Annotated in this window: 17 protein-coding genes; 3 read left to right on the forward strand and 14 right to left on the reverse strand. The window is 71.2% G+C overall.

The window, feature by feature from the left end; all coding sequences use genetic code 11:
* Positions 1 to 1197 carry a fumarylacetoacetate hydrolase family protein gene (locus tag LG388_RS05915; protein ID WP_225781942.1) on the reverse strand — a complete coding sequence of 399 codons (1197 nt, stop codon included), beginning with the start codon at positions 1195 to 1197 and terminating at the stop codon, positions 1 to 3.
* A gap of 218 nt (positions 1198 to 1415) precedes the next feature.
* Here LG388_RS05915 and LG388_RS05920 point away from each other — a divergent pair, with 218 nt between their 5' ends.
* Positions 1416 to 2369 (forward strand): acyltransferase, encoded by a 954-nt coding sequence (locus LG388_RS05920; RefSeq protein ID WP_225781943.1) that lies wholly within the window; start codon positions 1416 to 1418, stop codon positions 2367 to 2369.
* A 33-nt stretch (positions 2370 to 2402) separates the two neighbouring features.
* On the opposite strand, the gene LG388_RS05925 is transcribed toward LG388_RS05920, so the two are convergent.
* Positions 2403 to 2897 (reverse strand): DUF2165 family protein, encoded by a 495-nt coding sequence (locus tag LG388_RS05925; protein ID WP_225781944.1) that lies wholly within the window; start codon positions 2895 to 2897, stop codon positions 2403 to 2405.
* Positions 2898 to 3008: 111 nt separating this feature from the next.
* Between LG388_RS05925 and LG388_RS05930 the strand changes: the two genes are divergently transcribed.
* A complete protein-coding gene (locus LG388_RS05930; protein WP_225781945.1) occupies positions 3009 to 3254 on the forward strand; it encodes a hypothetical protein in 246 nt (81 codons plus the stop codon).
* Between the two features lie 22 nt (positions 3255 to 3276).
* Here LG388_RS05930 and LG388_RS05935 read toward each other — a convergent pair whose 3' ends face one another.
* The 12 genes from LG388_RS05935 to LG388_RS05990 all read right to left on the reverse strand — a co-directional run bounded on the left by LG388_RS05935 (position 3277) and on the right by LG388_RS05990 (position 18883).
* Positions 3277 to 7122, reverse strand: a complete 3846-nt coding sequence (locus LG388_RS05935) for a molybdopterin cofactor-binding domain-containing protein (RefSeq protein ID WP_225781946.1) — start codon at positions 7120 to 7122, stop codon at positions 3277 to 3279.
* The gene (locus LG388_RS05940) at positions 7119 to 7682 is read right to left on the reverse strand and encodes a (2Fe-2S)-binding protein (protein WP_225781947.1); all 564 of its coding nucleotides are present in this window, start codon (positions 7680 to 7682) and stop codon (positions 7119 to 7121) included. Before LG388_RS05940 ends, LG388_RS05935 begins: the two co-directional genes overlap by 4 nt.
* The gene (locus tag LG388_RS05945; RefSeq protein WP_370630129.1) at positions 7663 to 8790 is read right to left on the reverse strand and encodes an ABC transporter substrate-binding protein; all 1128 of its coding nucleotides are present in this window, start codon (positions 8788 to 8790) and stop codon (positions 7663 to 7665) included. Before LG388_RS05945 ends, LG388_RS05940 begins: the two co-directional genes overlap by 20 nt.
* 136 nt (positions 8791 to 8926) lie before the next feature.
* Positions 8927 to 9658: a bifunctional nicotinamidase/pyrazinamidase gene (gene pncA / locus LG388_RS05950; RefSeq protein WP_225781948.1), complete on the reverse strand. Its 732-nt coding sequence runs from the start codon at positions 9656 to 9658 to the stop codon at positions 8927 to 8929.
* An 83-nt stretch (positions 9659 to 9741) separates the two neighbouring features.
* Positions 9742 to 10491 carry an ABC transporter ATP-binding protein gene (locus LG388_RS05955; RefSeq protein WP_225781949.1) on the reverse strand — a complete coding sequence of 250 codons (750 nt, stop codon included), beginning with the start codon at positions 10489 to 10491 and terminating at the stop codon, positions 9742 to 9744.
* The gene (locus LG388_RS05960) at positions 10488 to 11312 is read right to left on the reverse strand and encodes an ABC transporter ATP-binding protein (protein WP_225781950.1); all 825 of its coding nucleotides are present in this window, start codon (positions 11310 to 11312) and stop codon (positions 10488 to 10490) included. The genes LG388_RS05955 and LG388_RS05960 overlap by 4 nt, the downstream gene beginning before the upstream one ends.
* Positions 11309 to 13300 (reverse strand): ABC transporter permease, encoded by a 1992-nt coding sequence (locus LG388_RS05965; protein WP_225781951.1) that lies wholly within the window; start codon positions 13298 to 13300, stop codon positions 11309 to 11311. Before LG388_RS05965 ends, LG388_RS05960 begins: the two co-directional genes overlap by 4 nt.
* A 237-nt stretch (positions 13301 to 13537) precedes the next feature.
* Positions 13538 to 14749 (reverse strand): ABC transporter substrate-binding protein, encoded by a 1212-nt coding sequence (locus LG388_RS05970; RefSeq protein ID WP_225781952.1) that lies wholly within the window; start codon positions 14747 to 14749, stop codon positions 13538 to 13540.
* A 151-nt stretch (positions 14750 to 14900) separates the two neighbouring features.
* The gene (locus tag LG388_RS05975; RefSeq protein WP_225781953.1) at positions 14901 to 15485 is read right to left on the reverse strand and encodes an amino acid synthesis family protein; all 585 of its coding nucleotides are present in this window, start codon (positions 15483 to 15485) and stop codon (positions 14901 to 14903) included.
* Between the two features lie 36 nt (positions 15486 to 15521).
* Positions 15522 to 16163 (reverse strand): amino acid synthesis family protein, encoded by a 642-nt coding sequence (locus LG388_RS05980; RefSeq protein WP_225782738.1) that lies wholly within the window; start codon positions 16161 to 16163, stop codon positions 15522 to 15524.
* A 106-nt stretch (positions 16164 to 16269) separates the two neighbouring features.
* Positions 16270 to 17235, reverse strand: coding sequence for a UPF0280 family protein (locus LG388_RS05985; protein ID WP_225781954.1), 966 nt, complete (start codon positions 17233 to 17235; stop codon positions 16270 to 16272).
* 25 nt (positions 17236 to 17260) lie between these two features.
* Positions 17261 to 18883 (reverse strand): 6-hydroxynicotinate reductase, encoded by a 1623-nt coding sequence (locus tag LG388_RS05990; RefSeq protein WP_225781955.1) that lies wholly within the window; start codon positions 18881 to 18883, stop codon positions 17261 to 17263.
* 474 nt (positions 18884 to 19357) lie between these two features.
* On the opposite strand from LG388_RS05990, the gene LG388_RS05995 reads away from it, so the two are divergent.
* Complete coding sequence (locus tag LG388_RS05995) at positions 19358 to 20131, forward strand: ferredoxin--NADP reductase (protein ID WP_225781956.1); 774 nt, start codon at positions 19358 to 19360, stop codon at positions 20129 to 20131.
* Positions 20132 to 20152 lie beyond the last annotated feature (21 nt).

Genomic DNA, 20152 nt, shown 5'->3' on the forward strand with positions numbered 1-20152 from the left:
TCAGCCGCCCAGCAGCCCCCGCCCCGCCAGGTTCCGCATCAACGCCGAGATGCCGAAGTGCCAGCGCGCCGCGGCCTGCGCATGCACCACCCGGTTGCCGAGCGCGCCCAGCTCCGGCGCCGAGATGCGCACCACGTCGCCCACCACGTGCGTGAAGCCCTGGCCCGGGCCGTGCCGGTCCTGCGTGGGGGCGAACATGGTGCCCAGGAAGAGCATCAGCCCGTCGGGGTAGTCGTGGTGCGCGCCGATGGCCTGGGCCACGAGCGCCAGCGGGTCCCGGCTGATCTGCGCGAGCGAGCTGCTGCCTTCCATCACGAAGCCTTCGGGCCCGGACACGCGCAGCCCCACGGTGATGCGGCGCACGTCGTCGATCCCGAAATGCGCGTCGAACAGGCGGATGAAGGGCCCGATGGCGCAGGAAGCGTTGTTGTCCTTGGCCTTGCCCAGCAGCAGCGCACTGCGCCCCTCCACGTCGCGCAGGTTCACGTCGTTGCCCAGGCTCGCGCCCTGCACTTCGCTGCGGCTGTTAACGGCCAGCACCACCTCGGGCTCCGGGTTGTTCCACACCGAGTTCTCGTGGATGCCCACGTCGGCCCCCGTGCCCACGGCTGCGAGCACCGGCGCCTTGGTGAAGATCTCGGCATCGGGGCCGATGCCCACTTCCAGGTACTGCGACCAGGCGCCCTGCGCGATCAGCAGTTCCTTGACCCGCGCCGCCTGCGGCGAGCCGGGCACGATGCCCGCGAGGTTGTCGCCCAGCACCTGCGAGAGGCCGGCGCGGATGGCTTCGGCGCGCGAGGCATCGCCGCGTGCCTGCTCCTCGATCACGCGCTCCAGCAGGCTGGCCACGAAGGTGACGCCGCTGGCCTTCACGGCCTGCAGGTCGCACGGGGCCAGCAGCCAGGGCCGGTCCTCGTCGCGTGCCTCGGCCGCGCTGTTGGCCAGGGCCTGGGCCAGGTCCGCCACGCGCGGCGCCTGCCCGCTGGCCAGCGCGGTACGCACCGCCGCGGCCGGGGCCGGCTGTTCCAGCAGCTCGCTGGCGGTGGGGGCCAGGCAGCTCAGGTCGTGCAAGGCGTCGCCATGGACGGCCACCAGCGTGGGACCGACGCCGGGCAGCCAGGCGCGGCCGATCAACAGGGCGCGCTGGGCATCGTGCGGCAGCGACTGGGCGGGGGTGAGCGTGGTGAGCAATGGCATGGAAAAAAGGGGCGGACGGCAAGGGCCGGCTGGCGCGCTTGCAGGCGCCCCACCGGCCGGAAGGTTCAGGACTGAAACCGGATTCTGGCCGCGCGCGGGCCCGCCGCGCACGGGGCGAACCCGCCCCGGCGGCCGGCGTGGGCCAAGGCCCGGCCGGGCGGGCCGCAGTGGTCGCACAATGGCGGGCTCGTTGCGCGTTCGCTGCCTGCCTGCCACCCATGCTCTTTTTCCTGCCCTCGCCCCTGCGCGGCCTCATTGCCGGCCTGCTGCTGGTCGTCAACACGCTCTTCTGGGCGGCCCCGCTGTTCCTGCTGGCGCTGCTCAAGCTGCTGTTGCCGGTGCGTGCGCTGCGCCGGCCGCTGGACCGCGCCCTCAATGCCTGCGCCAGCGGCTGGATCCAGTGCAACAACCTGTGGATCCGGCTGGTGCAGCGCGAGCGCTGGGACGTGCAGCGCCCCGCCGGGCTGGAGCGCCAGGGCTGGTACCTGGTCAACTGCAACCACCGCAGCTGGGTCGACATCTTCGTGCTGCAGCAGGCCTTCAGCGGCCGCATCCCGCTGCTCAAGTTCTTCCTCAAGCAGCAGCTGATCTGGGTGCCCGTGGTGGGCCTGGCCTGGTGGGCGCTGGAGTTCCCGTTCATGAAGCGGCATTCGCGCGCCGCCCTGCGCCGCAACCCCCAGCTGCGCCATGAGGACCGCGAGACCACGCGCCGCGCCTGCGAGAAGTTCCGCCACGTCCCCACCAGCATCGCGAACTTCGCCGAGGGCACGCGCTTCACGCCCGCCAAACACCAGGCGCAGGGCCAGCCCTACCGGCACCTGCTCAAGCCCAAGGCCGGCGCGCTGGCGCTGGCCATGCATGCCATGGGCACCCAGTTCCGCTCGCTGATCGACGTGACGATCGCCTACCCCCGGGGCGTGCCCACCTTCTGGGACCTGCTGTGCGGCCGCGCCGGCCACGCCGTGCTGCGGGCGCGCACGCTGCCCATCCCGCTGGAGTTCAGCACCGGCAACTACGAGGAAGACAAGCCCTTCCGCGCGCGCTTCCACCGCTGGCTGGCCCAGCTGTGGACCGAGAAGGACGAACTGCTCGACGAGCTGATGGCGCCGGGCGCGCAGGCCAAGCCGCCGGCGGAGCACGCGGCGACGGACGCGGCGCCCGTGGTGCGGTGAGCGGCCCGCGCCACCTGCCCCGCCCGCGCCTTCTCAGAGTTCGGGATCGGGCTGGTTGACGAAGACCAGCACGCCCAGGATGGCCATGTAGAACTTGAAGGCCGCGTCCTGGCCGTTCCAGGTGCGCGACTGCCACATCAGGAACCATTCGCCGCCCACCACCATGAAGCCGAAGAACCAGACGCCGAAGCCCACGAGTGCGCCGGCCACCATGGCCTGCTTGGCGCGCGCGAAATCGGCGCTGGCGGCGCGGCGCGCGCGCCACATGGCGAAGGCACCGCGCAACAGCAGCGCACAGGTCAGCGCCTCGCCCGCGATGATGAGCAGGTAGGCCCCGTGCCACAGCGCCGGCGTGGTGACGGCACGGTACATGGCGGCGTTGCCGGGGAAGGTGGTGTCCATGCTCAGCACGTGCTGCACGAAGGCGAAGTTCGAGCCGTAGTCCGTGACGTTGTTGAAGGTGACCATGAAGGCGAACAGGCCCAGGGCCAGCGTCATCAGGATCTTGGCGAGGCGGGTGGTCGGCATGGCGATGTCTCCGGACAATGGGGCGGACAAGCGGGCCCGCGGGCCCCTCCGATGATCGGATGGCGCGCCGGGCGCGCCGCCCTGAATTTGCCACACCGCCGGAGCACGCGCATGCCCACCGTCACGCACTGGACCGCCACCGCCCTCGACAGCGCCCGCCGCCACGGGCTGGAAGCCGCCCTGCGGGCGCTGGTGCTGCCGGCCGGGGCCTGCATCGACGACCACGTGGAACTGGCCGGGCCCGGCGGCGTGCTGACCTTCATCGTGCGCCGGCGCTGCTGGCAGGCCGCCGCCGATGGCACGCTGCGGCTGTGCATCGAGCTGGACCACCCGGCGCGGCCGAGCCAGCGCGGCTGAGCCGCAGGGGCCCTGCGGCGCGTCAGCGCTGGGCGCGGGCCTGATGCGCCGCCGGCGCGCCATGCCCGGCCGCCGCGCGCACGCGCGCCACCTGCGCGGGCAGGTCGGCCCAGGGCGCGGCCTGCGGCGCGAAGCGCGCGCGCATGTAGCCGGCCAGCTCGGCGATCTGCGCATCGCTGAGCGCGTCGCGGAAGGCCGGCATGTAGCCGATGTCGCGCGTGGCGGGCTCGCGCACGCCGTCGAGGATGGTGCGGATCAGGTTGTCGGGCCGCGCGCTGCTCAGCTGGCTGTTGAGCGCCAGCGGCGTGTTCACGCCCAGCAGCATGGGGCCGTCGCCGTCGTGGTGGCAGGCCGCGCAGGCGCTGTCGAACAGGCGCTGCGCGGGCCCCAGCAAGCGGCCCTGGTTCGCCGCGGCGGACTGCACCACGGCCCACGCCTGCTGCTGCCGGGCTTCCGGCGTGGTGGCTTCGGGCTTGGGCGCGGGATTGAAGCTGGCCAGGTAGGTGGCCATGGCGCGCACGTCGCTGTCGGGCAGCGCCTGCATCTCGCGCACCACCTCGGCCATGGGGCCGCCCGCCACGCCGTGGCGCGGTGAATGGCCGTGGCGCAGGTAGGCGTAGAGGCCCTCCGCGTCCCAGGGCACGGGGCTCTTCGACAGGGCGGTGAGCGCGGGCGCCTCCCAGCCGTCGATCATGGCGCCGGCCAGGAAGGAATCGCCCGTCTTCTCGGCCCCCAGCGCGTTGCGCGGCGAATGGCAGGCCGCGCAATGGCCCAGACCGTTGACCAGGTAGGCGCCGCGGTTCCATTCGGCGCTCTGCGTGGGCACGTTCTGATACGGCGCGGGGTCGTGGAAGAGCGCGTTCCAGCCGGCCATGAGCGGGCGCAGGTTGAAGGGGAAGCGCAGGTCGTTGGCCGGCAGGACGGCCGGCGAGCCGTCCGCCCGGGCCCCGGCCTTCACGGGCGGCAGCGACATGAAGTACGCGTACAGCGCCTGCAGGTCGTCGTCGCTGGTCTTGGCGAAGGCGGTGTACGGGAAGGCGGGGTACAGGTGCCTGCCGTCGCGCGAGATGCCCTCGCGCATCGCGCGCTGGAAGGCGCTGAAGGACCAGGCGCCCAGGCCGGTCTCGGCATCGGGCGTGAGGTTGGTGGTGTGGATGGCGCCGAAGGGCGTCTGCATCGCCAGCCCGCCCGCATAGGGCAGGCCGCCGGGCGCGGTGTGGCAGACGATGCAGTCCCCCGCCGCGGCCAGCACGCGGCCGCGCTCGATGGTCTCGCTGCTGTAGGCCGGGGCGCTGAAGGACACCGGCGCGATGGCGGGCCGCCAGCCCATCAGGCCCGCAACGGCGCCCAGCCCGCCGATCACCAGCGCGGCGGCCGTGCTCCACAGCCCCTTGCGGCGCGGCGGCACGGCGGTTTCAGGCAGCGGGCGACCCGGGGCCGGTGCGCCCGCGCCGGCCGCTTCACCGAGGGGCGGCGGCCCCTTCGCAGGCGGCGGGCCGGCCGCAGCGCCATCGCCACCGGGCAGCGGGTTCAGCGCGGCCAGCACCTTCTCGGGCGTGAAGGGCGGCGCACGGAAGCGCACGCCCGTGGCATCGAAGATGGCGTTGGCGATGGCGGCCGTGCCGGGCACCGAGGCCGACTCGCCCGCGCCCAGCGGCGACTCGCCAGGGCGCGGCATCTGCAGCACCTCGATCACCGGCACTTCACGGAAATTGATGATCGGGTAGCTGCCCCATTCGCGGCTCGCCACCACGCCGGTGGGCAGCACGCCGGGCAACTGTTCGCGCGTGGCCGCCTGCGCCGGCGCGGAGGCGGGCGCGAACTGCACCTCTTCCTTGAGCGCGCGGCTGGTGGTCTGGATCACGTTGCCGTGCACCTGGTGCTCGACGCCCGCCGGGTTGATGGTCAGGCCCGCGTCGTGGCCCACGACCACGCGGCGCACATGCACCTCGCCGGTCTTGCGGTTGACCTCCACGTCGGCCACCCAGGCCGCCCAGGCGGCCCCGAAGCCCGGCCACTTGCTGTGCACGTAGCGGGCGTAGGCGAAGCCTTGCCCGAAAAGAATGTCGCCACCTGGCCCGAGGCCGCCGTCGCTGTTCTCCTGCGGCCCGGTGCGCCAGCGCCAGCCGGCCTTCTGCGCCGTGGCCTGAATCAGTTCGACGGCGCGCGGGTCTTCCAGGTGGCGCAGGCGGAACTGCACCGGGTCCACGCCCGCGGCGGTGGCCAGCTCGTCGATGAAGGATTCGTGCGCGAAGGCGTTGGGCAGCGCCGACACGCCGCGCAGCCACGAGGCGCGCACGATGGGCGCCATGTCGTGGACCTGCACGCGCAGGTTCTCGTACGCGTAGGGCGGGCGCGCCGTGCGGTCGCCCATCTCGTAGGCCTGCGCGAGCGGCTCCACGGTGCGCGTGAGCAGCAGCGCCAGCGTGGGCGCGCCGTTGCTCGGGTACGCGGTCTGGAAGTCGCAGGCCGCGAGCCCGCCCGACGCGGACAGTGCGCCGGCCACGGTCATGAGCTGGGCCGTGCCCTTGGGCTCCCACTGGTGTTCCTGCTCGCGCGTGAGCTGCACGCGCACCGGCTGGCCGACGGCGCGCGCCAGCAGCGCCGCGTCGGCCGCCACGTCGTCGGCGCCGTTGCGGCCGTAGCAGCCGGCCGCCTCCATGCGCACGATGTCGACCTCGACGTCCGACAGACCCATGAGCTTGGCGAGGTCGGCGCGCAGCACATGCGGGTTCTGCGTGCCGGCCCAGCAACGCAGGCCCACGCCGTCTTCGGGGGCCCAGTGCGCCACCGCACAGGACGGGCCGATGGACGCATGCAGCTGATAAGGCCACAGGTACTCGCGCTGCAGCGCATGCGCGGCGCCGTCCAGCGCGGCCTGCACGTCGCCCTCGTCCACCAGCCTGCGCGTGGTGGCGGCGTTGTCGCGGATGGCCTGCGCCACCTTGCCGGGCGCGTCCAGCTCCGGCATGCCGGGCCAGGGCTTCCAGCGCACGCGCAGTTCGCGCAGCGCCTGCTCGGCATGCTCCTCGCGTTCGGCCACGATGCCGACGAAGTCGCGGATCACCACCACCGCGCGGATGCCCGGGATGTGGGCGATGGACGCCTCGTCCACCGATTCCAGCGTGTTGCCGATGAAGTCGCCATGGTCGGCGCCTGCATAGGGCGGGCGCACCACGCGGCCGTGCAGCATGCCGGGCAGGCGCATGTCGTGCACGAAGGCCAGCTCCCCCGCGAGCTTGGCCGGGATGTCCACGCGCGGCTGCGGCGTGCCCACGATGCGGTAGTCGGCCGCGGGCTTGACGGGCGTGTCGGCATCCAGCCGCAGCACCGTGCGCTGGCCGGCCACGAGCGCGCCGATGGGCAGGGCTTGCGCGGCGTCGCCTTCGCGCGCACGCACCACGCCCTGGTGCATCACCAGCGATCCAGGCGCCACGCCCAGCCGCTCGGCCGCGCGCGCCAGCAGCCAGTGGCGCGCCTGCGCGGCGGCCAGGCGCAGCGGCTGCGCATGGATCTGGATCGAGGCGCTCGCGATGGTGGCGCCCTGGTTGGGCACGCGCGCCGTGTGGCCCAGCTGCATGGCCACGCAGGCCAGGCCCAGGTCCAGTTCCTCGGCCACGATCTGCGACAGCGCGGTCTGGATGCCGGTGCCCAGGTCGACGTGGCCGTTGAGGGCGCTCACGCTGCCGTCGTCCCACACGGCCAGCAGCACTTCATCGCCTTCGGCCGGGTTGGCGGGCACGGCCAGCGGCTGGCCCTTGGCCGGCGGCGGCGCGGGCGGCGGCGCGCGCACGATGACCAGCACGCCCTCCCCCTGCAGGAAGTCGGCGCGCGTGCGCGGCAGGTCGGCGCGGCGGGGCTGGCTCACGGTGCCGGGGCCTCCGCCATGCGCTGCGCCGCCAGGGTGACGGCGCGCAGGATTTCCACATGCGTGCCGCAGCGGCACAGGTTGCCGGAGAGTTCTGCGCGGATGCGCGCCTCGCTGGGCTGCGGCTCGCGCGCCAGCAGCGCCGCGGCTTGCATCACCATGCCGTTGAGGCAGTAGCCGCACTGCGCGGCCTGCGCTTCTTCGAAGGCGGCCTGCACCGGGTGCCAGTCGCGCGCCGGGCCGGCGCCGGGCGCCGCGCAGGCGCGCACGAGCGAACCGGCCGCCGAGGCCTGGCCCGCCAGCCCTTCCAGCGTGGTGATGCGCCGCCCCGCCATGCCGTGCGCGGGAATCACGCAGGCGCGCGCGGCGGTGCCGTCCACGTGCACCGTGCAGGCCCCGCATTGCCCCAGCCCGCAGCCGTACTTCGGGCCGTTCAGGCCCAGGTCGTTGCGCAGCAGGTGCAGCAGCGAGGCCTGGCGCGAGGCCGCGACCGCCACGTCGCGGCCATTGACGTTCAGCCGCAGGGGTTCGGCGCGGCCGCTATCGCCGCAATTGGCCATCACTCGTGTACATCTCCAGGTCGACGAAATTGGAGCCGTTGTGGTTGCGCGCGCTGTACTCGACCGGGAAGCCGCCGAAGCTGGTGCGGCCGATGCTTTCCATGCCGGCGATGAAGCTGTCGCGCGTGAGCGCACGCCCGCCGCGCACCAGGCCTTCGACCATCACGCGGGCCACGATGTAGCCCTCCAGCGCGGTGTAGCTGTCGATCTTCTGGCCGAAGGCGGCGCGGTCCTGCTGGTAGTCGGCCACGATGGGCACGCGGATCGCCTTGGGCGGCGGCACGATGCTGGCCGTGACCAGGCCGGCCAGCTTGCCTTCCAGCCGCTTGGCCGAGCCGGCCGCGTCGGTGATGCCCACCGACAGCGTGTACAGCGGCGCGCCCGCGCCGCTGGCGCGGTAGTCGCGCATGAAGACCTCGACCTGGCGGCCGGCCATGAGCATGACCACGGCACCGGGTTTCAAGGTGATGAGCTCGGCCGCCTGCGCCTTGGCGTCTTCCGTCGCGATGGCCACCGGCAGCGCCTTCAGCACCTTTACCTTGTAGTCGGCGGCCAGTTCCTCGCAGGTGGCGAGGTTGGACTTGCCGAAGGGACTGTCCTGGTGCACCACCGCAATGGACTGGATGCCGATGGTCGACAGGTGGCTGATGATCTTGCGCAGCTCCAGGTCGTAGCCCGCGCGCACGTGGAACAGGTGGCGGTTGACCTTGGTGCGAAAGGACGTTGTGCCCACCAGCGGTGCGAACATGGGCACGCCCGCCTTCTCGGCCAGCGGCATCGCCGCCGCCAGGTTGCCCGTGGCCACGTAGCCCACCAGCGCGAAGACCTTGTCCTCGTCGATCAGCTTCGCGGTGTTGGCCGCGGTCTTCGCGGGATCGTAGACATCGTCGTAGCTGACCAGCTCCAGGCGCCGGCCGTGCACGCCGCCGGCCTTGTTGACGCGCTCGAAGTACAGCTGGATGCCGGCCTGGTAGTCGACACCGAAGTCCTTGGCCGGCCCGCTGAACACGGCCGACTGGCCGAGGCGGATGGCCGCGTCGCTCACGCCCTGCGCCGCGGCCTGCCGGTGCAGCCCCAGCCCCGTGGCCAGCGCCGCGCCGGCCACCATCAGATCGCGTCTCCTCACTGCTTCCCGTCCGGTTCCATCCATCGCCACTGAAAGCCCCTCGTGTGTTGGTTCTGACTTCTTGTTGTTCTGCTCTGGGCCGGAACGCCCGGCCCGCCCCGCCCCCTGAGGAATTCCGTCAACCCGCCGCGGCCGCGATGTCGCCCGACTGGATGCGCCGCACGCCCTGCGCGGCCATCTGCTTCCAGGCCGCGGCCAGCGAGCCGTTGAGGTCGATGGCGCGCGTGGCGTCCTCGATCACGTAGGCCTTGAAGCCGGCCTTGCGCGCGTCCAGCGCCGTCCAGGCGACGCAGAAGTCGGTGGCCAGGCCGGCCACGAACACGGTGTCGATGCCGCGCGCCTTCAGGTAGCCTGCCAGGCCGGTCACGGTCTTGCGGTCGGCCTCCTGGAAGGCCGAGTAGCTGTCCACGCCCTTGTTGAAACCCTTGCGGATGATCAGCTGCGCGGTGGGCAGCTGCAGGTCCTTGTGCAGGGCCGCATCGTCGGTGCCCTGCACGCAGTGGTCGGGCCACAGCACCTGGTCGCCATAGTTCAGCCGGATGCTGGAAAAGGCCTTCTGCCCGCTGTGCGCGCTGGCGAAGGAGGCATGACCCGGCGTGTGCCAGTCCTGCGTGACCACGATGTTCTGGAACTTCGGCGCCAGCGCGTTGATGACGGGCACCACCTCGGCACCGCCCTTGACGGGCAGCGTGCCGCCCTCGACGAAGCAGTTCTGCACATCGACCACGATGAGCGCCGCCTTGGCGCCTGGTTGGATGGGCGCGGCCGCCCACAGGGGCGCTGCGGCGCACCCCGCGCCCAGCGCGGCTGCAGCACCCAGGAAACGACGACGAGAAGACAGAACGGTCATGACAAGGCCCTCCAGTGAATGGAACGATGACGATGCACGGGGCGTGCCACGCAAACCGCCAGGCCGTGGCACGCCAGGGAGTGTCAGACCGAAAGGTAGGCGCGGCGCACGCCTTCGTTCGCGGCGAGTTCGGCCATGCTGCCCTCGAAGCGGATCTGGCCCTTCTCGAGCACGTAGGCGCGGTCGCTCACGAGTTCGGCGAAGTGCATGTTCTGTTCCGACAGCAGGATGGACACGCCCTGGGCCTTGAGCTCCAGGATCATGTGCGCCATCTGCTCGACGATCACGGGCGCCACGCCTTCGCTGGGCTCGTCCAGCAGCACCAGGTAGGGGTTGCCCATCAGCGTGCGCGCCACGGTCAGCATCTGCTGCTCGCCGCCGCTCATGCGGCCGCCCGGGCGGTTGGGCATCTCGCCCAGGTTGGGGAAGAGCTTGAACAGCTTCTCGGGCGTCCACTGCGGTGCCTCGCTGCCGTCGGCCCAGCGGCGCGCGGGCTGCCTGCCCACTTCGAGGTTCTCCATCACCGTGAGGTCGGTGAACACGCGCCGGTCCTCGGGCACGAAGCCCAGGCCCATCTTCGCGGCCTGGTGCGGCTCGGCGCGCGAGATGTCCTGGCCCAGAAAGTCGATCTGGCCGCGGCGCTTGGCCAGCATGCCGATCAGCGCCTTCAGCGTGGTGGACTTGCCGGCACCGTTGCGGCCCATCAGGGCCACCACCTCGCCGCGGCGCACTTCCAGACCCACGTCGTACAGGATCTGCGCGGCGCTGTACCAGGCGCACAGGCTCTGCGCCTTCAGCAGGACGGGGCTGGCGGATGTCGTCGTGGCATTCATGCGTGGGCTCCCACCGCCGCGTTGACCTCGGCGGCCTCCTTGGCAATCTTCTCGAAGGTCTTGCCGCTGCCGAAGTACACCTCCTGCACCTTCGGATGGTCGCGGATCTCGGCCGGCTTGCCTTCGGCGATGAGCCGGCCGCGGGCCAGCACGATGGAACGGTCGGCGTAGGCGAAGACCACGTCCATGCTGTGCTCGGTGAAGAGCACGGCCATGTTGCGGTCGATCACCAGCTGCTTGGTCAGGGCCATCAGCTCGTTGCGTTCCTTGGGCGCCATGCCGGCGGTGGGCTCGTCCATCAGCAGCAGCTTGGGGTCGTTGGCCATGGCGATGGCCAGCTCCACGCGCTTGACGTCGCCGTAGGCCAGTTCGCTGCAGGGGCGGTCGGCCTGCGCCTTCATGCCCACCTGGTCGAGCAGGGCCAGCGCCTTGTCGCGCTCGAAGTCGGCCGCGCGCCGCCACATCGAGAACAGCTTGTCGGCATGCGAGAGCAGTGCCATCTGCACGTTCTCCACCACCGTCAGCGAGGCAAAGGTCTCGGCGATCTGGAAGGTGCGGCCCACGCCCAGGCGCCAGATGTCGCGCGGCGCCTTGCCGGTCAGCTCCACGCCGCCGAGGCGGATGGAGCCCTGGCTGGCCTTGAGCTGGCCGTTGACCATGTTGAAGGTGGTGGACTTGCCGGCGCCGTTGGGGCCGATGAAGGCCAGCAGTTCGCCGGCGTGCAGATCGAAGCTGATGCCGTCGACGGCCTTCACGCCGCCGAAGGACTTGCCCAGGTCGCGCACCTGCAGCAGCACGTCGGAATGGGATGCGGGGCTCATGCGCGCACCTCCTTGGCGGTCATGGAGCCCGAACCGGCCGCCGGGGCGGGAGCTCCGGCGCCGGCCGCGAGGCCGTGGCCCGACGCCGCGGGCAGCGGCTCGGGCCGCCCGGGGCGCCAGCGGTCCACCACCTGCTTGACGAAGCCGGCGATGCCCTGCGGGAACAGCAGCACCAGCAGCAAGATGATGCCGCCCAGCATGGCGCGCCAGTAGTCGGTGGTGCGCGCCACGGTGTCGTGCAGCCAGGTGAAGGTGATGGCGCCCACCACCGGGCCGGCCAGCGTCTGGATGCCGCCCAGCAGCACCATCACCAGCCCGTCGATGGACTTGGTGACGTTCAGCGATTCGGGCGAGATGCTGCCCTTGGAGAAGGCGAACAGCGCGCCCGCCAGGCCGCCCACGGCGCCGGCGATGATGAAGGCCACCCACTGCATGCGCTTGACGTGGATGCCGATGGCGTCGGCGCGCAGCACCGAGTCGCGGCCCGCGCGCAGCGCATAGCCGAAGGGCGAGAACAGCACGCGGCGCAGCCACCACACGCCCAGGCCCACCAGCACCAGCGTGAGCCAGTAGTACATGCGCTTGTCCGCAAAGGTGTCCGAGGGCCACACGCCGGTCAGGCCGTTGCTGCCGCCCGTGAAGGTGTCCCACTGGTAGGTGATGCCCCAGGTGATCTGCGCGAAGGCCAGCGTCAGCATGGCCAGGTACACGCCCGACAGCCGCACCGCGAACCAGCCGAAGACGAAGGCCCCGGCCGCCGCGATCAGCGGCGCCACCACCAGGGCCAGCTCCATCGGCAGGCCGATGCTGCGCACCAGCAGCGCCGCGCCATAGGCGCCCAGGCCGAAGTAGGCCGCGTGGCCGAAGGAATGCAGCCCCGCCGGCCCCATGATGAAGTGCAGGCTGGTGGCGAACAGGGCCGCGATCATCAGGTCGATCAGCAGCACCGTGGTGTACGACGAAGCCGAGGTCAGCAGCGGCGCCGCGGCCAGCGCCAGGGCCAGCGCGGCGGCGGCGGCCACGTACAGGGTCGACGGCCGGCGCAGCGGCTCCTCGGGCATCCCGACGTAGCGGTTCGGCGCCTGGGCACGACCCATCAGGCCCCAGGGGCGCCACACCAGCACGGCGGCCATGACCATCACGTCCACCATCAGCGTGAGCTTGGAAAACGAGACGCTGAGGCCGAAGACGTCGACCACGCCCAGCCAGATGCACAGCGCCTTGAGTTCGGCGATCAGCAGCGCGGCCACGTAGGCGCCGGGCAGCGACCCCAGCCCACCCACCACCACGACCACGAAGGCCGCGCCGATGGTGTGCATGTCCATTTCCAGCGTGGCGGGCTCGCGCGGCAGCTGCAGCGCGCCGCCCAGGCCGGCCAGCAGGGCGCCCAGCGCGAACACGGCGGTGAAGAGCCAGGCCTGGTTGACGCCCAGCGCACTGACCATCTCGCGGTCCTGCGTGGCGGCGCGCACCAGCGTGCCGAAGCGCGTGCGTGTCAGCAGCAGCCACACGGCGCCCAGCACGACGGGGCCGACGGCGATCAGGAACAGGTCATAGCTCGGGAACTGGCGGCCCAGGATCTCGACCGAGCCACGCAGGCCCGGCGCGCGCGGGCCCAGCAGCTCCTCGGGGCCCCAGATCCAGAGCGCGGCGTCCTTGATGACCAGCACCAGCGCGAAAGTGGCCAGCAGCTGGAAGAGTTCGGGCGCCTTGTAGATGCGGCGCAGCAGCAGCACCTCGACCAGCGCGCCCAGCACGCCTACGGCCACCGCAGCCAGTGCCAGCGAGGGCCAGAAGCCCAGCGTGTCGGCGAAGCGATCGGTGAGCGTGTAGGCGATGTAGATGCCCACCATGAAGAAGGAGCCGTGCGCGAAGTTGACGATGCGCGTGACGCCGAAGATCAGCGACAGCCCCGCTGCCACCAGGAACAGCGAAGAGGCGGAGGCCAGTCCATTGAGGAGCTGGACGATCAATCCCGAGAAACTCATGGCGGTCTATCGTGGTCGGTGCGGAACGGCGTGGGGGCCGGCGAGGCGGGCCGAGGCCCGGTGGTCACGGCGCCTGGACGCCTGGCAGCTCGAAGCGCCTGCGGCCCTGCATGCGCAAGCTGGCGAGCGAAGCGAAGTCCTCAGGGCACCCGAGGAACCGGCTCCGCCGGGCCTCTGGGTGCACCCCCCTCCCGCCGAAGGCGAGAGAGGGGGAGCCGCGAAGCGGCCTGGGGGGTGTCAGTCTTCGGTTCTCGACTTCTTGATGGCGTCGGCCGTGGGCTGGAAGCGCGGGTCGGCGCCGTCCAGGTAGGTGTAGTTCACCATCACGCCCTTGCCGCCCTCGTTCTTGGTGCGGCCCACGTAGGCGCCCATGGTGGACTGGTGGTCGGACGCGCGGTAGCTGATCTTGCCGAAGGGCGACATCAGCTCCAGGCCGCGGAAGGCGGCGATCAGCTTCTCGGTGTCGGTGCTGCCGGCCTTGGCGATGCCGGCGGCGGCCGAGTGGATCATGCTGTAGCCCACCACCGAGCCCAGGCGCGGGTAGTCCTTGAACTTGGCCTGGTAGGCCTTCACCCAGGCGTCATGCTCGGGCGTCTTGATCGAGTACCAGGGGTAGCCGGTCACGATCCAGCCATCGGGCGCCTCGTCCTTCAGCGGGTCCAGGTACTCGGGCTCGCCGGTCAGCACGCTGACCACCTCACGGCCCTTGAACAGGCCGCGCGTGTTGCCTTCGCGCACGAACTTCGACAGGTCGGCCGCGAACAGCACGTTGAAGATCGCGTCGGGCTTGGCATCGGCCAGCGCCTGCACCACGCTGCCGGCATCGACCTTGCCCAGCGGCGTGGCCTGCTCGGCGACGAATTCCACGTCGGGCTGCGCGGCCTTGAGCAGCTGCTTGAAGGCGGCCGAGGCCGACTGGCCGTACTCGTAGTTGGGATAGACGATGGCCCAGCGCTTCTTGTTGAGCTTGGCCGCCTCGGGCACCAGCATGGCGGCCTGCATGTAGGTGCCCGGGCGCAGGCGGAAGGTGTAGCGGTTGCCGCCCTGCCAGGTCATCTTGTCGGTCAGCGGCTCGCCGGCCAGGTAGAAGAACTTCTTCTGCTTGGCGAAGTCGGCCAGCGCCAGGCCGGTGTTGGACAGGAAGGCGCCGGTCAGGATCTCGACCTTCTCGCGCGAGACCAGCTCTTCGGCCATGCGCACGGTGTCGCCGGGGTTGCCGTTGTCGTCGCGCGTGATCAGCTCGATCTTGCGGCCGTTGACGCCGCCCTTGGCGTTGATCTCCTCGACGGCCAGCTCCATGCCCTTCTTGTAGGGCTCGAGGAAGGCGGGCTGGGCCTTGTAGCTGTTGATCTCGCCGATCTTGAGCACGCCCTGGGCATGGGCAGGCACCAGCGTGGCGCTGAGGGCGGCCAGGGACAGGGCGCTGAGAGCGAAGGACAGGGATTTCATGCGAAGACTCCTTGGATAGAGGGGGTCATGGGTGAATGGCAGCAAGAACGTTGTGGCTCAGGGCTCCCGTGGAGCGGGCTCTGCCCGGCCACCGGGAGCGCCCCCATCGCGAAGCAGAGGGGGGAGCGGCGAAGCCGCTTGGGGGGTGTTTTCATCTCAACCCGTCCTTGCCCTCGATCTCGGACACCTGCAGGCCGCCGATGCGCGGCAGCGGGCGGCCGCTGTCGGTCACGGCCACCGCGACCACGATCTCGCCGGCGCGCGGCGCGTCGCTCACACGGGCCTCGACGGCGTCGAAATGGCTGCGCACGAACGCCGCATCCTTGTGGCCCAGGGGCACATCGATGGCGGTGCCCAGCGTGCCCCGCTTCTTGGCCGAGGGCACCAGCGCGGCGCCCTTCTCGACGGCCTGGCGCAGCGGCGCGCCCAGCTTGGGATGCAGGATGGCGGCGGCATGCTCCAGCTCGCCGCCCTCGCCAACGATCGCGGCCTTGCCATAGCTCTGCGCCTGGCCCGGCGCGATGCCCAGCGCCTTCACGGCCTTCTGGCCGAGCAGCGCGCCCAGTTCCTCGCCGATGGCGATCAGTTCGTCGAGGTTCTCGCTGTAGCGGCCCGCATAGGGGTTGGCGATCACGGCGATGGCCACGGCGCGGCGCGTGGGCGGGTCGATGGCCTGGCCCTGCTCCTGGCGGGTTTCGTCCACCTGGATCACGAGCTTGCGGATGTCTGCGGGCATGGAGGATCCTTCTTTCTTGCTTGTGCGGGCGGCGCTTCAGCGCAGGCCATCCCATTTGCTGATGTCTTCGGCCCGCAGGCCGCCCACGCGCGCATGCACGCGGTAGCCGGTGCTCATGGCCAGGATGAAGACGATTTCGTCGGCGGCCGGCGCGCCGGGCACACGCACCTCGATGGCGTCGAACTGGCCGCGCACGTAGCTGGCGTTGATGTTGGTCAGCGGCACATCGAGCGCGGCGCCGGGCGGCCCGACCTTCTTGGTCGAGGGCACGATGGACAGCGCGTTGCCGGGCTGGCCGCTTTTCTCTTCCGCCTTGCCGGCCGTGTAGGCCGCGCGGTCGCCCTTCCAGCCGAGCAGCTCGCGCATCGCGTAGCCGCCGGGCACGTGCCACAGCGCGCCGTGCTCCAGTTCGCCGGCCGCGCCGACGATGGCGCCCTTGCCGTAGGTGGCGATCTGTTCCGTGGACACGTCCATGGCCGCGAGCAGCCGATGCGCCATGTCCACGCCCACGGGGTCGAGCTGGCCCATCATCGGCAGGATGTCGGGCTCGTAGCGGCCGGCGTAGGGGTTGGTCAACACCGCCCCGATGGCGCCCCGCACCAGCGGCGCGCCGGCACGCGGGCCGAACTCGTGGTGGATGTGTTCCACGTGGGTGAACACGCGGCGCACGTCGATCAGCGACGCGCTCATCGCGGTGCGCCTCGGCGGACGCGCATGCACCGCGAAGCGGCGTCGTGCGCAGAGGATGGATGCGGGAACAACTTCATCATGAATCTGCCACTCGTTAAGCAAATACTGAACCAACCGCCACGCCGGCCGCGGCGTGATGGGCCGGATCCGGCAGGGGCGTCCGAGGCCCGGAAGGGGCCGCCGGCACCCCGTGAATCACCGAGCATAAGGGCTGCACGCTGCGCCATTGCCCCTGGCATACCAGCACCGCGGCATGGATGTGCCCGGCGGCCTGCAGCGCCTGCGCGCGCGCGGCACCGGCAGCCAGCGCCGCGGCCACCGCTGCCGCCGGCAGCGCGGGCACGTCGACCGTGACCGGCAGCGTGCCGAGGTCGCTGTCGTCCTTGCAGTCGCAGGCGGGCAGGCGCCGGATGGCGGGGTGCGGCGCATCGACCGCGTTGGCGATCACGGTGGCGGCTGCATCGGCCTGCGCGGCCGTGGCCGCCAGCACCGTCACGCTGTCGGCGATGCCGCGCGAGAAGCTGCGGCCGCGCCAGCCGCTGGTGGCCACGCCACGCACGGGCATGCCGGCATGCACCGTGAACTGGCCGTCCGTGCGCAGCGCCTGCGCGGCGGCCGGATCGAAGCTCGCCAGGTCGGCGTACAAGCCCACGCGCGCCTGCTCACCCGGTGCCAGGTGCAGCGCGATGTCGCCGCCGTTGTTGGCCCAGGCGCGCGCGATGCCGGGCCGCGCGTAGCAGGCGATCAGCTCCTGCGCCACGGCCCCCGCCACCGCCGCCATGGGCGTGATGAATTCGGGTGCGTCGGCGACGGCGGCGGCGCAGGCCGCATGCATGCGGCGCGCCACCGCGCCGTGCAGCGGCGCCCGCGCAGTCACGGGCTGGCGCAAGGCGGGCAGCTCGGCGACCAGCTCGTCCAGCAGCGGCACGAAGCGCTGCCAGGCGGCCTCGTGCGCCGCAGCCACGGCCTGCGCCTCGCCCTCGGCCTGCAGCACGAGGTCCATCGGCCCGTGCTGGAAATGCCAGCGCGCGGCGTCGAGGCGGTGACGGGTGGCGGCCATGGCGAAGCGTCGGCGCGGGTGCCGCTCAGCCCAGCATGGGCCCATGGCCCAGCGGCCAGACGTTGTCGGCGCCCGGCGCGACCCAGCGGCGCGCGAGCGGCGCGCCGTCGTCCTGCCAGGCCCCGCGGCGCAGCGCCTGCTCCAGCGGCATCACGTGGTCCACATGGCCGCCGAGCGCCGCGAAGTCGGCCAGTCTCATGCTGAACTCGATGGGCGCGATGATGGCCGGCGTGGGCACGGTGCCGAAGGCGTTGTCGGGCATGCGCATGACGTCGGCCATCACCGTGATGCCGCCGCCCGGCCACACATAGGCCGGCGCGCCGCCGCAGGTGACGTTGACCAGCGCACGCTTGATGGCGCGCGTGAGCAGGATCGGGTTCTCGGTGACGCCGGCGCGCAGCGAGCCGCCGGCGCCGCCCAGGAACAGCACCGTGCACAGCGAGGGCTCGCAGTTCTCGCCGATGCGGTCCACCACTTTCTGCACCTCGGCCGGCATGTCCTGCCGCACGGGCCGCAGCTGCTCGTCGAGCACGTACCACTCGGCCTGCTCGCCGGTGGTGGAGGTCATGAGCAGGCGCAAGCCGGGCCGGGCCACGCCCTCTTCCCAGCCTTCGATGATGGCCAGCGGATCGGCGATGTCGGTGCCGCCCCAGCCGCTGCCGGGATTGGCGACCTGGAAGTAGCGCCCCGGGGTGGACTTGCGCCCGCGCATCTGGATGCCCGAAGGCGCCATCGACAGGCAGCGGCCGGCCTGGTGCTCGGTCAGCACGCCGGTGATGTGGTCGTCGACCACCACCACTTCGTCGGCCAGGCCCAGCAGCTGCTTGGCGAAGATGCCCACGGTGGCCGAGCCGCAGCCCACGCGCATGCGCTGCTCTTCCACGCCGTTGACGATGGGCGCCTTGCCGGCCTGGATGACCAGGCTGGCGCCGCCGTCGATGGCGCATTCGGCCGCCTGCTTGTTGCACAGGTTCTGCATGAGCTCCAGCGTCATGCGGCCTTCCTTCTTGCTGCCGCCCGTGAGGTGGTGCACGCCGCCCAGCGACAGCATCTGCGAGCCGTATTCGGCCGTGGTCACGTGGCCCACCACCTCACCCTTGTAGCGGATGTTGGCCTGCTCGGGGCCGAGGAAGCGGTCGGTGTCGATCTTCACCTTCACGCTGCAGTAGCTGAAGATGCCTTCGGTGACCACAGTGACCATGTCCACGCCCTCGGCCTTGGAGGCGACGATGAAGGGCGCGGGCTTGTAGTCGGGGTAGGTGGTGGAGGCGCCGATGCCGGTGACGAAGACCTGGTCGGCCAGCAGCAGGTCGCCGTCCCAGTCGGGCGCGGCGTCCTCGGCGGCCGCGGGCTCGGCCCCGGCCCGCGCGAAGGGCACGAGGGCCGGCGCGTCGCTGGCCAGCTCGCGGCGCAGCAGCACGACCGGATCGACCCGCACCAGCACGCCGGCGCGGTTGGCGTAGCGGTCGCAGGCGCCGGTGCGCCCCTCGGAAATCTGGCACAGCACCGGACAGGCGTTGCACTCCACCTTGGCCGTGCTCATGCGCTCGTTGCGCGGCGGCGCCTTGCCCAGGCCCAGCGCGGCGCTGTCGGGCAGCACGGGCAGATCCATGCCAGGCAGGCCGTCGGTCTTCGTGTGTTCAGTCATCGTGGCGTTCCGTTGATGCATCGGTCCGGTCTGCAACAAGCATGCCCGCATTCGGGTTTGTCTCGTGCTTGTGACGCCAGCACCCTTTGTGTAGCATCCGCTCCACTTTCATGTGGTGTTCGCTACATGAATGGGAAATTTAACCATGCGGCGCGATGCTTGCATGGGTGTTTTCCTGAGGATGCGGTCACCACCGTGGTGCGCCGCGAACGCAAAAGAGGTGCACGAGCCGATGAGACCGAAGTCCTGGTGCGCGGGGCCGCAGCGCGGCCGCGGCAAGCGCCCGTTGCGCACCGCCTGGGCGGTGCGGCCGCGGGCCGGCCGGCGCGCGGCCCCGCCTGCCGGGGCCCGCGGCCACGCCCGGGCCGCCCCGGCGGCATGCCCGACAATCGGGCGCCTTCAGCCGGTTGACGCCGCCAGCCCCGTTTGCAAGCCTCACGTCTCCGATCTCCTTCCACCTTTCCAAGCCTTGCCATGAGTGCTTTCAACGAAGAACGCGTCCTCTCCGTCCACCACTGGACCGACCGCCTGTTCAGCTTCAAGACCACGCGCGACCCCGCGCTGCGCTTCTCCAACGGCCACTTCACCATGATCGGCCTGAAGATCAATGGCAAGCCGCTGCTGCGCGCCTACAGCATCGCCAGCGCCAACTACGAGGAAGAGCTGGAGTTCCTGTCGATCAAGGTCGAGAACGGCCCGTTGACCTCGCACCTGCAGCACATCCAGGTGGGCGACACCATCATCGTCGGCCGCAAGCCCACGGGCACGCTGCTGATCGACTACACGCTGCCCGGCAAGCGCCTGTACCTGTTCGGCACCGGCACCGGCCTGGCGCCCTTCCTGAGCACGATCCGCGACCCCGACACCTACGACAAGTACGAGCAGGTGATCCTGGTGCACGGCGTGCGCGAAGTGGCCGAGCTGGCCTACCACGACTACATCACGAAGGAACTGCCGCAGCACGAGTTCCTGGGCGAGATGGTGAGCAAGCAGCTGCTGTACTACCCCACCGTGACGCGCGAGCCCTTCCGCAACCAGGGGCGCATCACCGACCTGATCAAGAGCAACAAGCTCACCGACGACCTGGGCCTGCCGCCGATCAACCCGCTGGAAGACCGCGCCATGATGTGCGGCAGCCCGGCGCTGCTGGCCGACCTGAAGGAAATCCTCGAGAAGCGCGACTTCGAGGAAGGCAACACCTCGACGCCCGGTGACTTCGTCGTCGAACGCGCCTTCGTCGAGAAGTAAGCCCCACTGAGGCCCTGACGC

The sequence above is a fragment of the Xenophilus sp. Marseille-Q4582 genome (assembly GCF_916700565.1).
In the GTDB taxonomy this organism is placed as follows: Bacteria; Pseudomonadota; Gammaproteobacteria; order Burkholderiales; family Burkholderiaceae_C; genus Xenophilus.